The sequence below is a fragment of the Euzebyales bacterium genome (genome assembly GCA_035461305.1).
Classification (GTDB): domain Bacteria; phylum Actinomycetota; class Nitriliruptoria; order Euzebyales; family JAHELV01; genus JAHELV01.
This window is the reverse complement of the sequence record DATHVN010000161.1, coordinates 1-14,551: the sequence shown is the minus strand read 5'-3', so window position 1 is coordinate 14,551 and position 14,551 is coordinate 1. Positions and strand designations below refer to the sequence as shown.

The 14,551-nt window shown below is 71.1% G+C and carries 12 protein-coding genes, 1 tRNA gene and 1 other RNA gene; 7 read left to right on the top strand and 7 right to left on the bottom strand.

Annotated features, from left to right (window positions below; translation table 11 throughout):
- The 7 genes from VK923_15195 to VK923_15165 form a co-directional block, all read right to left on the bottom strand.
- Window positions 1-320: AAA family ATPase (locus tag VK923_15195; GenBank protein ID HSJ46017.1), on the bottom strand; the 320-nt coding region annotated here is incomplete at its 3' end.
- Window positions 311-1,270, bottom strand: coding sequence for a relaxase domain-containing protein (locus VK923_15190; GenBank protein ID HSJ46016.1), 960 nt, complete (start codon window positions 1,268-1,270; stop codon window positions 311-313). The genes VK923_15195 and VK923_15190, both read right to left, overlap by 10 nt.
- Before the next feature lie 1,197 nt (window positions 1,271-2,467).
- Window positions 2,468-2,779, bottom strand: a complete 312-nt coding sequence (locus VK923_15185; protein HSJ46015.1) for a hypothetical protein — start codon at window positions 2,777-2,779, stop codon at window positions 2,468-2,470.
- Window positions 2,776-3,270 (bottom strand): hypothetical protein, encoded by a 495-nt coding sequence (locus tag VK923_15180; protein HSJ46014.1) that lies wholly within the window; start codon window positions 3,268-3,270, stop codon window positions 2,776-2,778. The genes VK923_15185 and VK923_15180 overlap by 4 nt, the downstream gene beginning before the upstream one ends.
- A 292-nt stretch (window positions 3,271-3,562) precedes the next feature.
- Window positions 3,563-4,465 carry a tyrosine-type recombinase/integrase gene (locus tag VK923_15175; protein ID HSJ46013.1) on the bottom strand — a complete coding sequence of 301 codons (903 nt, stop codon included), beginning with the start codon at window positions 4,463-4,465 and terminating at the stop codon, window positions 3,563-3,565.
- Between the two features lie 102 nt (window positions 4,466-4,567).
- Window positions 4,568-4,639, bottom strand: a tRNA-Val gene (locus VK923_15170).
- 34 nt (window positions 4,640-4,673) lie between these two features.
- Complete coding sequence (locus VK923_15165; GenBank protein HSJ46012.1) at window positions 4,674-6,644, bottom strand: amylosucrase; 1,971 nt, start codon at window positions 6,642-6,644, stop codon at window positions 4,674-4,676.
- 124 nt (window positions 6,645-6,768) lie between these two features.
- On the opposite strand from VK923_15165, the gene VK923_15160 reads away from it, so the two are divergent.
- From VK923_15160 to rnpB, 7 genes are all read left to right on the top strand, one after another.
- Window positions 6,769-7,605, top strand: a complete 837-nt coding sequence (locus VK923_15160) for a Nif3-like dinuclear metal center hexameric protein (GenBank protein HSJ46011.1) — start codon at window positions 6,769-6,771, stop codon at window positions 7,603-7,605.
- A complete protein-coding gene (locus tag VK923_15155; GenBank protein HSJ46010.1) occupies window positions 7,602-8,342 on the top strand; it encodes a hypothetical protein in 741 nt (246 codons plus the stop codon). Before VK923_15160 ends, VK923_15155 begins: the two co-directional genes overlap by 4 nt.
- Before the next feature lie 4 nt (window positions 8,343-8,346).
- Window positions 8,347-9,303 (top strand): ABC transporter ATP-binding protein, encoded by a 957-nt coding sequence (locus tag VK923_15150; GenBank protein HSJ46009.1) that lies wholly within the window; start codon window positions 8,347-8,349, stop codon window positions 9,301-9,303.
- A gap of 9 nt (window positions 9,304-9,312) precedes the next feature.
- Window positions 9,313-10,125 (top strand): ABC transporter permease subunit, encoded by an 813-nt coding sequence (locus VK923_15145; GenBank protein HSJ46008.1) that lies wholly within the window; start codon window positions 9,313-9,315, stop codon window positions 10,123-10,125.
- A gap of 65 nt (window positions 10,126-10,190) precedes the next feature.
- Window positions 10,191-11,927 (top strand): dynamin family protein, encoded by a 1,737-nt coding sequence (locus VK923_15140; protein HSJ46007.1) that lies wholly within the window; start codon window positions 10,191-10,193, stop codon window positions 11,925-11,927.
- A complete protein-coding gene (locus VK923_15135) occupies window positions 11,915-13,495 on the top strand; it encodes a GTPase (GenBank protein ID HSJ46006.1) in 1,581 nt (526 codons plus the stop codon). The genes VK923_15140 and VK923_15135 overlap by 13 nt, the downstream gene beginning before the upstream one ends.
- A 178-nt stretch (window positions 13,496-13,673) precedes the next feature.
- Window positions 13,674-14,042, top strand: an RNA gene (gene rnpB / locus VK923_15130) — RNase P RNA component class A.
- Window positions 14,043-14,551: the final 509 nt, after the last annotated feature.

Below are 14,551 nucleotides of genomic sequence, written 5' to 3'. Positions count from 1 at the left end.
TGCCCGAGGACGGTGGCGCCGAGGCGTTGCGTGAGGGCGTAGTGGCCGCCGCCGACGTCGACCGAGGGGATCTGGCGGTGGTCGCCAACATCGACGACCTTGCCGCCGACGGCGTCGACGGCGCGTTGGAGGGCGAGGCGGGTGCGGGTGGGGCACATGGCGGCCTCGTCGAGCACGACGACGACGCCGTGCGGCAGGCTGCGGCGGCGGTGGTGGAGTTCGACGAGGAGCCGGTCGACAGTGGCGGTGTCGGTGATGCCGGCGGACATGGCGAGTTGGTGGGCGGCGGTCGCGGATGGTGCGACACCGATCACGGGGATACCTGTCGCGTCGAGGGTGGCGCGGTAGGCGGCGAGCGCCGTGGACTTGCCGGTCCCGGCTTGCCGACCACGACGTCGACGCCCGCACCCGACGACGCCAACGTGCGGACCATGCTCTGCTGGTCCGCGTCGAGACCTGGGTGTGTGGCGAGGACCTGGTCGACGGTGTGGTGTGGGATGCGTGCGACACCGGCGTGCCGTCGGCCGGCCGCGCGCTGAAGGAGTTCGGTTTCGGCGGTGAGCAGGTCGACGGTGGTGTAGCGCCGTTCGAACCGATCCACCGTCCGCAGGATGCGGCCGCTGGCGTCACGGACGCGCAGCAGTTCGCCGGTCGTGCGGGCGGCGGGTGCGAGGACGGGGACGACGCGGTCATCGCGTAGCAGCCGATCGACGAGGATGTTGACGCGAGCGGCGGCGAGCTCAGCGGTCGTGCCATGGATCGCCGAGCGGCTGGCGAGGTCGATGACCGCGTCGCGGCGGGAGAAGCTCGACGCTCGTTTGGTGACGCCGTCGGGGCCGGTCATGGCGTCGAGCAGGCGTGGGCTTGGCTCGATGGGCGGCGTGTGCTGGTGGTGGCGGCGTCGCAGCCGCGTGGGCAGCGTCGCCTCGAGGACGTCGCTGGGGTCGTGGCCGGCGGCGATCGCCTCACGGATGAAGCGGTCGTGCAGCGGCCGGCCGTCACCGACCCGCACTTTCCGCTGGCGGGTGGCCAGGGCGGCGGTCTGCGCGGCGCGACCGGAGGCGGTATCGGGGTCGAGGCCGCGGGCGGCGAGGGCGGCGGTGATCTGGCTGCGCCGCTTGGACCACTGGCGGCATAGGCCGGGTGGGATGCCGGCGATCTCCCACTGCTCGTCGCGGCGCTCCCAGGCGACGCCGAGGCGGCGGGCGAGTTCGGCGCGCAGGGCGGCCCTGTAGACGCCGTCGGTGGCCTTGGCGTGCTGGAACAGCAACCCGCCGTCCCGCGGCGGCCGTCGGGCGTCTGCAGAAGGTTCGCCAGAAGCGAATGGGTGTGAAGTTGGGGGTCGCCTTCGCGGCAGCAGCGGTGGGTGAAGTCCGCTCGTAGGAACCCGAGCTGGGCGCCGTTCTGGCGGTCGACGCCGTTGCGGCCGAGCCGGGCGACGCACGCGTGGGCGGTGAGGTAGCCGACCGCGGCGTCCACTGCGGCGGCCTGCGCCTCGCGCACGTCGCGGCGGGCGTCGTCGGGGGCGAGCGCCCATAGCGCTGAGATCGACTTCGGCGGCGAGAACGTGACGTCCCACGCGGCCACGCGTCGGTTTCGCTGCGGCTTGAGTTGCTCGCCGGACGTCGGATCCCGGCCGTCGAGGACGGCGCGCAAGTCGTCGGCGGCGACCTCGCCTGACAGCCCGAGGTGGTCGGAGAAGGCGCCGTGCCACACGCCAGGCGCTTCACCGTGCCCCGCGTAGTAGTCGTGACGATCAGGTGCGACCTGCTCGACGTAATAGGGCGACACTCGCACCCGCGTCACCGGCACGGATCGGAGCGACTGACGTGACCATCAGCTGCTACCTGCACGAGCAAGGTTCACCGACGGGCACCGACGCCACGACGAGCAGCGAGGCGACCACCTGACCACACCCTTGCATCCACGATGCGTGATGCAAACATCGCGGTCGTGCACGGATGCTCGCGGTTGGGTCTCCGTAGGCGGTCCCGCCACGAAGGCCGTCACGGCCGCGCCTCAGACTCGTGGTCGAACCGTTCATGATCGCCTGTCGACTGTTCACCGCGAGGCGGTACGTGCGCCCAGGACGCCCGTCCGGCGCTGAGTCCGACCGACCTTGCACGCCACTTGCAGCCGCACTGGAAGCGGCCGCGCCGACGCCTAACCGCGCTCGATCGGTCATGCCAGCGGACTGCAAGTTCCACTGGCGGAGCGCGGTGCCAGTCATCGGTCCCGCTGCCGGCCGTCGTCGAGTTCGAGGGCGCGGTGGCGGCGGCGAGCGTCCGCGAGTCGTTGACCGCGTGATCGGGCGGCGGCACGTAGCGCGCGAGCGCGCACGGGTTCTTGCACCATGGCCTCCAGCGGTCCGGCCGCAGGCTCGCGGCCGTCCAGCGCCTGATCAACACGGGCAGCGTCCAGCGCCGCGGCAGCCTGCTCAGACCTCGGAAGCTCGAGTACGGACGCATTACGGCATCCAGCACGCGCCTGGCGGCGACATGGGTCTCGAAGTCGCCCGCCACGTCGACGTACGCGACACCGTCCGACGCCACTGCGCGTCGTCGGCGTCGCGGATCTCGCCGGCGTCGGTCAGCCGGACCGACAACCGCACCGGCCGGCCGTCGTACAGCCGCAGTTCCAGCCCGATCGCCGCCGCCGGCGCGGTCGGGTCGAGCCGGGCGATGCGGTCGAACGCGTCGCGCAGGAGCGCGGCTGCTTCGGCGTTGACGTGAACGTGCAGTGGCTCGCCTTGGAACCACGCGGGCCGGTCGGCGGTCATCGGCACCACCGCCGACGTGTCTTGGCGAGGCCGCGGTAGCGGGCCGCCGCGACCCGCCGCGAACGAGACAGCGCGAGGCGGTCCAGCGCCGCGTGCCGCACTCGCTCGCGCTCGGCGTCCGACGATCTGTTACGCGGCAGCAGCCGATCGACAGCCGCGTCGACGTGGGCGCGGTCACGGTGCTCGGCCACCGTGATCGACAGTCGACGGTCCGCGGGCAACAGCGCCGCGATCGCGGCGTCGGTCACCGCATCAACCAGCGACCGCGACTTGTCGGACCGTACGGTCACCGCGAACCTCCCGCTGCGCGTCGGCGGCGGACCTGCGCCGAGCGCCAACCGCAACATGTGTTCGCGCTTGGCGTGCTCCGCCCGCCGACGTCGCTCCGCGACCGGCAACACCCCGTCCGGGTCGACCTGGTGCTCGAACCTGTCGAGGAACACCCGCCGCGCGTTCGCGGTGACGGCGCGGCTGTCGTGGCGGGCATGCATCGCATGCGCGGCAAGCCGTGCACGCTGCCGTCGTTGCGCAGCCGACGAACCCCCGTGCTTCTCGACGTTCGCAGTGCTCGGTGGGCATCGCATGACTCCGATCTCTCGGACCCTGGCTCCCGCCAGCCCCCACGGCCACAGAAGCCCTGTCGCCCTCTACTAGGCGCATTCAGGCGCCGAAACGTGACAAGCGACTTCGCCGACGGCAGCGACTGCTCGGCGAGCGGTAAGGAGAGGCCTCGAAGCTCCTGTCGAGAACTTCGGTCGACGAAGGCCTGCGGCGGCGTCTGACCTAGATCCGGTCGCCGGGGGAGAGGCGTTTGTGTGCTTCGCGGGCTCGCTGATCGGCGGCGCTTGCGCCGTAGCGCTGCAGCATCTGTCGGGAGCGCCAGCCGGCCAGCCGCATCAGGTCGCCCTCTGTCCCGCCCTCGGACAGCCACTCGTTGGCGAAGGTGTGGCGGAACTGGTGCGGGTGTACGCCGTCGACTCCGGCCTGTAGCCCTCGCCGCGTGATCATCTGCCGGATGCCCGACGGCGTCATGGCGGGCCGGTTCTTCTCGGCGAGCCACAGGTGCGGGTAGTCGGCCAGCTTGTGCCGTGCTCGGACGCGCAGGTAGCGGTCGAGGGCCTGGGCGGTCTTGGCGCCGAACGGACACGCGCGGTCGCGGCTGCCCTTGCCCGTGACGTGCGCGACCTGGTGGACGTCGAGGTCGAGGTCGCCCATGCGCAGCCCAGCCAGCTCGGCCAGGCGCATGCCCGTGTCGAGGAACATGCGCATGATGGCGTGGTCGCGGCGGTCGACGAACCCCTTGCCCTTGGCGCAGGTGGCCAGCAGCGCGCGCATCTGCTCCTCGGTCAGGACGGGGACGGGCTGTTCGGGCACCTGCGGCGGGCGCATCCTGGCCATCAGATCGGTGGGAAGCTCCTCCTCGTCCGCCAGCCACTTGGTGAACTGCTGCAGCGCGCGGTACCGGAACGACACGGTGGCGGGCTTGCGCTCGCGAGCGAGCGTGCCCAGGTACTCCTCGATGGCTTCGCGGGTCAGCGGATCATGGCCTCGTGCGCGGGCGTGGTCGAGCAGCTGGTCGACGCTGCTCGTGTAGTGGGTGATCGTCGTCTCGGCGAGGTTGCGTGCGCGCATCGATCGCACCCACGACCGCACGAGCGCGTCCTCGCCGAGTCGTAGTCCGGCCATCTTCCGCCTCCCAGAGATCCGCATCGTTACCGTCTGTCTAAGCGGTGTGCGGCGACACGTCAAGGAGGTGGGTGTGGAAAACTGCAGGTCAGAGACGGTTTGTGGGGGCGACTGGGATCGAACCAGTGACCTCTCGCTTGTAAGGCGAGCGCTCTTCCGCTGAGCTACGCCCCCTTATTGGCCGCTCCAGCTTAGAACGTCGCGTCGATCAGCTGTCGGTGACCCACAGGACCGACAGAGGCGGCATGTGGATGCGGCCGTCGCGGACGTCGGCCGGCCAGAGCCCGAGCACGTCCTTCGGGTTGCGCAACGCGGCCCTGCCGCGTAGCTCCGTCGCGACTGACTGCGCCGCGTCGTCGACGTTGGCCAGGCCGAGCATCGTGCCGAACCTCGGGTGGCGGCGGACCCACGCCAGCACGCGCGGGTTGTCATGGTCAAGCGGACGGACGGTCGATCCCATGTCCTGCAGCTGCGGCGTGGACGCTCGCGCCTCGGCGAGCCGGCGGAAGCCGGCGAACAGCCGGCCCTCGAGCGTGTCCGAGTCGCGCCGGCGGGCGGCGGCCTCCCAGTCCATGTACGGCCGGTGCATCCACCGGTTGTCCTCCGCGCGGGACGGGTCGGCGAGGTACGAGTGGTCGTTGCGCAGTCCGACCTCGTCGCCCATGTACAGCAGGGGGATGCCACCCCACCCGAAGATCGTCGCGTACAGCAGCAGCAGACGCGACACCGCCGCGTCGAGCAGGAGGGGGTCGTCGAGCTCCAGCGCCTGCTCGATGCCCGCGAGCGAGGCGGCCGTCCCCGACGTCCGCGCGTCACCCGTCTGCGGATTGAAGCCGAAGCGCGCGCCCCGCGCGAATGAGCCGGGGAAGTCGCCGGTGAAGAAGGCGATGAGAAACGAGCGGTGCCCGAAGCCGTCGACGCCGGTGGCCGCGGCGTCCTCCTCCGTGATCGCCCAGCCGATGTCGTCGTGGCAGCGTACGTACGTCATCCACGTCGTCTGGGGCGGTGGAGTGCGCATGCGGCCCAGTGCATGTGCTGCGAGTCGGACGTCGCGCGACGCGACCGAAGACCACAGCATGACCATCAGTTGGTTGTGGTACGCGAGGTCGCACTCCGGGCGCTGGGTCTCGTGCGCGCCCAGGTACTGGACCAGCTGGCCCGGCGGCACGATCGCCTCCGCCTTGAACAGCACGGCCGGTGCGGCCATCCGGAGCAGCGCACGGAGCCCTTCGAGGAGCAGATGGGCCTCGGGCTGGTTCTGGCAGTCGGTGCCCATCCGTTTCCACATGAACGGCACCGCGTCGAGGCGGAACACCTCGACGCCGACGTTCGCCAGGTCGCAGATGATCGTGAGCATCTCCGCGAACACGTCCGGATTCGCGTAGTTGAGGTCCCACTGGTAGTGGTGGAAGGTCGTCCACACCCAGCCGTCGACCTCGTCGACCCATGTGAAGTTGCCCGGTGCGCGGTCCGGGAAGACCTCCGGCAGCGTGCGCCCGTAAGCGTCCGGCAGCTCGCGGTCCTCGAAGATCAGGTAGTAGTCGCGGTACCGCTGCTCACCGGCCATCGCACGCTGCGCCCACTCGTGCTCGCGCGCGGTGTGGTTGACGACGATATCGATGCACAGGCTCATGTTGCGGTCGCGCAGCGCATCGGCGACGTCGCGCAGGTCGTCGATCGTGCCGAGCGTGGGGTCGACCGCGCGGTAGTCGGCGACGGCATAGCCACCGTCGTTGGTGCCCTCGCGTGGCGCGAGCAGTGGCATCAGGTGCAGGTAGTTGACGCCGAGCTCCTGCAGGTAGCCGATGCGGTCGACGACGCCCGCCAGGGCGCCGGCGAAGCGGTCGACGTAGCAGACGTAGCCGACGATCGCCTCGTCGAGGAACCACTGTGGGTCGACCTCACGGGCCGCGTCGAGGGTCTGCAGTGCGTTGGAGCGCCCGGCGACGGTCGCAAGCACCGTCTCCAGGAGCGTGTCGAGGAACGCGGGAACGTCGACGTCGCCGCCGTACAGCGACACCAGCGCCTCGTACGCGTCGGGGTACCACCGCTCGATGCGTGCGAGCAGCCGATCGGCCTCGCGCCGGTCGAGCGCATCGCCCACCACCGCCATCCATCGCGTGCGGCGCTCCCGCCAGATCCGCCTGGCGTGGACGCGGTGGGTGGTGGTGGCCGCCACGGCTCGTCCGGTCCTCTTCCCAGGGCGTGTCGCGACCGCGGCACGTCCTGGCCGCGATCCGACGTCCCAGTGTGCCCGAGGGCAACGCGCATCAACCGGCGGACCAGCGCTAGCCTGTGCCGCCATGGGTGCCGACCGGTTGTCCGCGTGGATCGACGTCGTCGCGGCCTGCTACGCCCCCGACACCGCGGCCGCCTGGGACTCGGTCGGCCTGCAGGTCGGCGACCCCGGCGACGCCGTGACGACCGCCATGGTGAGCCTGGACGTCACGCTGGCGGTGCTCCACGAGGCCGAGCAGCGTTCGGTGGACCTGCTGATCGCCCACCACCCGCTGCTGTTCCGACCGCTGCCGCGGCTGACGCCGGACACCGCGGCCGGCGTGCTCGCGCTGCGTGCGGCCCGCCAGGGCATCGCCGTGCTGGCCGTCCACACCAACTTCGATGCGGCAGTCCCCGGTACGACCGAGCCCGTGGTCGAGGCGCTCGGCCTCATGGACGTCACCCCGCTCGAGCCACTCGAACGGGACCCCTCGCTCGGGCTGGGGCGCATCGGCACCCTGCGGCGGGCGACGCCGGTACGCGAGCTTGCCGATCGTCTCGCCGCGGCACTACCCGCGCCTCACCTGCGGGTCGGAGGCCCGCTGGACCGGACGGTCGAGCGCGTTGCGGCGTGCGGTGGAGCCGGTGACGGCCTGCTGGATGCAGCGCGCGTCGCGGACGCCGAGCTGTATGTGACCGGAGACCTTCGCCACCACGTCGTGCTCGACGCGCTGACCATGGGGCTGTCGGTCATCGATGCGGGGCACCACGCGACCGAGGCGGCCGCGCTGCCGGCGCTGCGCGAGCGCGTGGCCGCGATGGCGTCGGCTCGGCGGCTCGCTGCGAGGCTGCTAGCGTCGAAGACGACCACCGAGCCGTGGTCGGACTACTGCGCGCACCGCGGACCAAAGGGCGCACTGTGACCAAGGCGAGTCCCGAGGAACAGCAGCGCCTCCTGCGCGTGCAGCAGCTCGACACCGAGATCCGCCGCCTGCAGCACCGCCGTGCCAACCTGCCCGAGCAGCAGGCGCTGGACGACCGCGCGGCGCTGCTCGACAAGGTCGCCGCCGACCACCACGCCGCCCGCGACGAGCTCCTCGCCGTCGACCGCCGCCAGAAGCGCCTCGAGCATGACATCGACGCGCTCGACAGCCGCCGCAAGGCGGAGGAGGCGCGGATGTATTCGGGCTCGATCGTGACCGAGCGCGAGGTAGCCGCACTCCGCAGCGAGCTCTCGTCGCTGAAGTCACGCAAACGCGACCTCGAGGACGAGCTGCTCGAGGCGATGGAGAACCACGATGAGCTTACCGCGACCGTCAAGACGCTGGAGTCGCGGCAGCAGGAGCTGCGTGACGAGGTCGCGCCACTCGAGCAGGTCCGCGACGCGGCGGCAACGGACATCGATGCCGAGCTGGCGAACCAGCGGCGTCTCCGCGACGAGACCGCCGCCCCGCTGTCGCCGGGCATCATGGCACGGTACGACCGCTTGCGGGCACGCAAGGACGGCGTGGCACTGGCGGAGCTGCGCGACGGCACGTGCCAGGGCTGTCACATCCAGCTGACCGCGGGCGAGCTCGAGGAGGGTCGCGAGATCGGAGAGCTCGGCCTGGCCAGGTGCGTCCAGTGCGGGCGACTGCTGGTCGAGCCCGCGGGCTCCTGACCGCGTGGCCGCCGACGGCGACGAGATCGTCCAGTTACGTTCGGTCACCCGGACCTTCGGCGACATCACCGCCGTCCGCGACCTGACGTGCTCGGTCGCGACCGGCGGTGTGCTGGGGCTGCTGGGCCACAATGGTGCGGGCAAAACGACGACGCTGCGGCTGATCAGCGGGGTGCTGGCCGCGACAGCTGGGACGGTCCGTGTGTTCGGCATGGACCCGGTCGAGAACGGCGCCCAGGTGCGGCGTCGGACCGGGGTCATGCTGGCCCGCCCCGCGGTCGACCGACGCCTGACCGGTCGGGAGAACCTCGAGTTCGTCGCGCGCCTGTACGGCCTCGATCCGGACCGCGCGAGCGAGCGGATCGAGGACCTGGTGGTGTCGTTCCACCTCGACGACCGGCTCGACGATCGCGTGGAGCACTACAGCGATGGCATGTGCCAGCGCCTCGCGCTGGCGCGGATGCTGCTGGCCGATCCCTCTCTGCTGCTGCTCGACGAGCCCACCGCATCGCTGGATCCGATGGCGGCGCACGGCGTGCGGCAGCTCATCGCCGACCTGGCCGGCTCGCAGTCGCGCACGATCGTGCTCTCGACCCACGACCTGATCGAGGCGGCGCAGGTCTGCGATCACGTCGCCGTCCTGCAGCGGGGCGGCATGGTGGCACTGGGCACGCCGGGGGAGCTGGCCGGGCGGGTCGCGGCGCGCGGGTTGCGCCTCGAGGTCGCCGATGCGCACAGGACCCGCGTGGCCGAGGCCGCGGCCGACCTGACGTACACCGTTGAACCGCTCGAGGACGGCGCCGTGCGCCTGCACGGGGTGGGCTACGACAGCGTCCCGGACCTCGTCCGCGCGCTGGTCGACGGGGGCGTCGACGTCTACGGCGTGGCGATCGACCAGCCGACCCTCACGGACTTCTACCTCGCCCTGCACCACGACGCGGCGGAGACGAGCGATGCGTGAGGAACGGTGATGGCGGGCACCGATGCGCGCGCCGTGCGGGCAATCGCGGGACGCGACCTGCGGCTGGTGCGCCGCAGCCGCGCGGTGCTGATCCCGATCGTCGTCGTGCCGGTCGTCCTGCTGCTGGTGCCTCCGATCGCGCTGCTCGCAACCGCCGGCAGCCCCGAGACCCTGGCTGCGGAGCTGCAGCCGCTTCTGGCGCGGGTGACGTCGCCGCTGACGCCGTCGTCGTCAACGCCCGGCCAGGAGGCCATCGTGCTGCTGCTGGTGTACGTCTTCGCACCGCTGTTCCTGCTCGTGCCCATCATGGTCGCCAGCGTGACGGCAGCCGACAGTGTCGTCGGGGAGCGTGAGCGGGGCACGCTGGAGGGCCTGCTGCACAGCCCGACCACGGACCGGGAGCTGTTCCTCGGCAAGCTGGCCGCACCGTGGATCGTCGCGACGTTAGTGACGCTGGTCAGCGCGGCGTGCTACGCGGCGATCGCCAACGTCGTGCTCGGTGCATACGGTCTGCCGCCGGTGTTTCCCAACCTCGTGTGGGTGGTCCTGATCGTCTGGGTGGCGCCGGCCGCTGCCGGCGTCGGCCTGACGCTCATCGTGCTGATCTCGGCCCGCGTCAAGACCTTCCAGGAGGCCAGCCAGATCGGCGGCATCGTCGTCGTGCCCGTCGTGGGCCTCGTCATCGCACAGGTCACGGGGCTGCTGCTGTTCGACCTTGCTCTCCTTGTTGGCCTCGGATGCGTCCTGTGGTTGCTAACGTTGCTGCTCATGCGCTTTGCTGTCCGGAGGTTTCGCCGCGACCGCCTGATCACGGGCAACTAGCATCTGTCATGGTTCCGGTCGCACCCGCGCATGAGCTCCGGACGGATGATGCAGGCTTGGAGGACATGGACGAGGCAACCGACACCGCGCCGATGGTCACGGCGTTGCGCGACCTGCGCCAGGTGATCTCGGCGTGCTCGTTCTCCCTGTCCGCACAGCAGGCCACCGAGCGCCGCGCGGAGCGCGACCACCTGCGTCGGGAGATCGACGGGCTCATCGCGCGGATCAGCTCTTTGGGCTCGCCGCTGCTCGTGGTGATCGGCGGCACGACCGGGTCGGGCAAGTCGACCATCGTCAACACGCTCGTCGGTCGAGCTGTGTCGCGCACCGGGGTGATCCGCCCGACGACGGAGAACCCGGTGCTCATCGTGCATCCGGTCGACGCCCACTGGTTCGCCGACGACCGCGTACTGTCCGAGTTCGTACGGGTCGAGTTGCGGGGCAAGCGTGCGCAGCTCGACGGTGGCGACGAGACCGCACGGCTGCACCTGATCCGCGACGAGGACATGCCGCTGGGCCTCGCCCTTGTCGACGCACCCGACATCGACTCGCTGTCGGCGCGCAACCGAGAGATCGCCGACGCGCTTCTCGACGCCGCCGATGTGTGGCTGTGGTGCACTTCGGCGGCCAAGTACGCCGATCAGGAGTCGATGCGCTACCTGGTCCGTGCCGGCGCCCGGAGGACCGCGCTCGCGGTGGCGCTGACACGCGTCGACAGCGAGCACGTCGACGAGCTCGTCGGCGACTTCCGGACCAAGCTGGCCGAAAGCGCCGCGATCGAGCCCGACCTGTTCACCGTCGAGACCGCCCGCGTCATCGACGAGCGCCTCCCGCGGCCGGCCGTCGGCAGCATCGAACGGTGGCTGCGCGAGCTTTCGGGACCGCTGGTCCGCCGGTCGCGTCGGCGCCAGACCATCGAGGGGGCGCTCGGCATCATGAGCACCGACGTGGCCGGGCTCATCGGCTGGGTCGAGGACGAGACTGCGACGCTGACCGTGCTCAACGACGTCATCAACCGCGCGATTGCGCAGTCGCGGCACGACTTCAGAAACGCCCTCGACGACGGGCGCGCCATGCGCGACGAGGTGCTGCAGCGCTGGAACCGCTTCGCCGGAACCAGCGGCATGCTCGCGCTGGTCGAGCGAGCCGGCGAGCGCGCCAGCATTTGGGCGCGCAGCCTGATGAGCGCGTTGAGCGGCGACCGCGCGGAGGAGGAGGAGGAGGTCCGCGAGGCGGTCGCCACCGACGTCGCCGATCTCGCGTCGCAGCTCCTGGAGCTCGCGTCGGGGCGCATCGTCAATGAGTGGGGCACCGTGCCGGCCGGCAACGACCTGCTCGAAGCCAACCCGGCGCTGGCCGAGCCACCGCCCGACCTCGAGGCCCGGACGCGCAAGACCGTCGACGAGTGGCAGGCCACGGTCGTCCGGCTCGTCGAGACCAAGGGTGCCAAGCGTCGCCTGCGGGCACGCTGGCTGACCGTGGTGATCAACGCCACGGCGACGGGGGCGATCATCGCGACGCTCGCACAGACCGCCGGGCTGACCGGCGCCGAGGCCGGCATCGCGACGGCCGCTGGCGCCGCCAACCAGGCGCTGCTGACACGGGTGCTCGGCGCCGCGAACATGCGCTGGCTGATCAGCAACGCACGCTCCGACCTCGAACGGCGCTTCACCGAGCTGCTCGCGGTGCACCGGCGTCGCTTCACCGAGGTGCTCGCCGCGGCGGCCCCGTCGCCGAAGCTGATCGACCAGCTCGACGAGCGCACAGAAGCCGTCCAGAAGGTGCGGTCGTGGCTGAACTGACGCAGGAACGGGACTCGGGCGCGGGCAGGCAGCTCGCACCCCGGCTACACGCGCTCGAGCGTGCGGTCGACGCCAGCCGTGGGATGATGCCCGAGGAGGCCGTCGGCCGTGCGTCGGCCGTACGTGCCAACGCAGGTGAGCGGCTGGCCCGTGGGGACGCGGCGATCGTCGTGGCGCTCGCCGGCGGCACGGGCAGCGGCAAGTCGACACTGTTCAACACGCTGGCCGGTGACGACGTCGCCGAGGTCGGGGTGCGCCGTCCCACGACGACCGACCCGGTGGCGCTGGTCGTCGGCGACATCGAGGGCGCCGACTCGCTGCTGGACTGGCTGGAGGTCCGGAAACGGTTCACACCCGAGGCCAGGATCGGGCTCGACACCGGGCTGATCGTGCTCGACCTGCCCGACCACGACTCGATCCGCGCCGACCACAAGGCGACGGTCGACAAGCTCGTGCAACGGGTCGACGTGCTGCTGTGGGTGCTCGACCCCCAGAAGTACGCGCAGGGCATCCTGCACCGCGGCTACCTCAAGGACCTGCGCCAGCACGCCGAGGTGCAACTGGTCGCGCTGAACAAGGTTGACCAGCTCGTCGCCGCCGAGCGCGACGCGTGCGTGACCGACCTGCGGCGCATCCTGTCGAGCGAGGGTCTGGGCAAGGTCAAGATCTACCCGATCTCGGCCACCGAGGGCACGGGAATGGGAAAGCTGCGAAACGCTCTGTCCGAGCTGGTGGACCGGCGCACCGCGGCACTGCAGCGCATCGACGGCGACCTCCGCAAGGCCGCCGACGACCTCGCCGCCCACCTGGGGCTGCCGCCCGAGAAGCCGCTCGATCCCGATCCCCTCGTGGACGTGGTCGCGGCCGCGGCCAGGGTTGACGATCGTGCGGCGGCGGAGGCGCAGCGGTACACCATCGCCGCCCGCCGGGCGACACGGCCGCCCGCGCTGCGCGCGCTGTCGAGCATCATCCCTCGGCGAAGCCCATCGTCGACGTTCGCGCTCGAGGACTTCGACCCCGAGGCGCGGGATCCGTCACCGGTCGCCGTGCAGCACGCGCTGCAGGAGCTCAGCGTCCAGTACGGCCGCGGGCTGACCAGACCGTGGCGGTCGCGACTGCGCGAGGTGGCGCTCAAGGCGAGCGAGCCGCTGCAGCGGCTGACCAGCGACGCGCTCGCCCGTGTGACCGCCTCGCCGCCCCGCCGCTCGTGGTGGCGGCCGCTGTCGTTGGCCTGGGGCGTGTTCGAGCTGCTGGCTATCGCAGGCATCGTCTGGCTGCTGGTGATCGCCGCATCGAGCTACCTCGAGCTGCCCATGACCCAGCCGCCGACGGTTGCCGGGATCTCGCTGCCGATCGCGCTCGCGGTCGGTGGCCTGATCGGCTGGATCATCTTCCGAGTGGTGCGTGAACGGGCCATCGCGACAGGCGCCAAGCGCTACGGTCAGTGGGTCCGCCGCCAGTACCACTCCGAGATCGCCGAGGCGGTCAAGGAGGCCATCGCACCGCTGGCGGTCGAGATCGCCGCGTACCAGCGCCTGGTCGAGGACCTTCGGGCCGTCGTCGGCTGACCGTGATCGTGCCGGGCCGCCGACGCGCTCCAAGGTGACCGGCCCTGGCGACGTCACCGGGTGGCGTCGGGACGGTTGCCGAGCGTATACTCCGCTGCTCTTGCGGTTGCAGGTGTCTGTGGTTCGCTTCAGGGTGCGCGCGCGCTGCGATCCGCTGGGGCGGGTACTCTGGTCCGTGGGAGTCGGCCAGGCGACCGCGGCGGCGCATGTCCGCTGAGGAAAGTCCGGACTCCACAGGGCAGGGCGCTGGGTAACCCCCAGGCGTGGTGACACGCGGCACAGTGCAACAGAGAGCAGACCGCCGGCGCGGGCTCCCCTCCGCGCCGGTAAGGGTGAAAGGGTGCGGTAAGAGCGCACCGGCGTCGACGGTGACGTCGGCGGCCAGGTGAACCCCGTCCGGAGCAAGGCCAAGCAGGTGCATCGAGGTGGCCCGCTGAGCACCAGGTAGGCCGCTGGAGGTCGGCGGAGACGTCGGCTCGAGACAGATGGTCGCCCCACCGTGGATCCACGGTGCTGACAGAATCCGGCTTATCGGTCGGCTCCCACTCAAGCTGCATGGTTTATCTACCGTTAGCTAGGGATACATAGCAAGCCATGCGATCCTCCAGGCTGGACACGCTGCGCGAGCCGTGCGTGCACGGTGGGCGCGTCTGCGACGCGCGCCCAGCAGGCTGCGCCGCTCGACACCGCGGCCGGCCCACGACATCGCGAGGGGTGCGGCGGCGCGGGGCCGGTGGCGCGAGGGCTGGCACGAAGACGCGGCAGGTCAGCGTCCGTATGCCGTGTACACCCCACTGGACCTCGAGCCCGACGCCCCGCTGCTCGTGATGCTCCACGCACGGACCCGCGGGGGCTCGGGGCCACCACAGCCATGTGGACCTTCTTCAGGCGTCACCGGCTGCCGGTCACCTGATTCGTGGGTCGGCGTGGCGCGTCAACCCGCGCGACCGTCCTCCCCGAGATCGAGCGTCAGCTCCTCGCCGAGGTAGCGGGACACGACCTGCTCAAGCTCGGCGATCCGGCGCTCGTCGCGGGCGCGCCGTCGGCGCAGGCGCT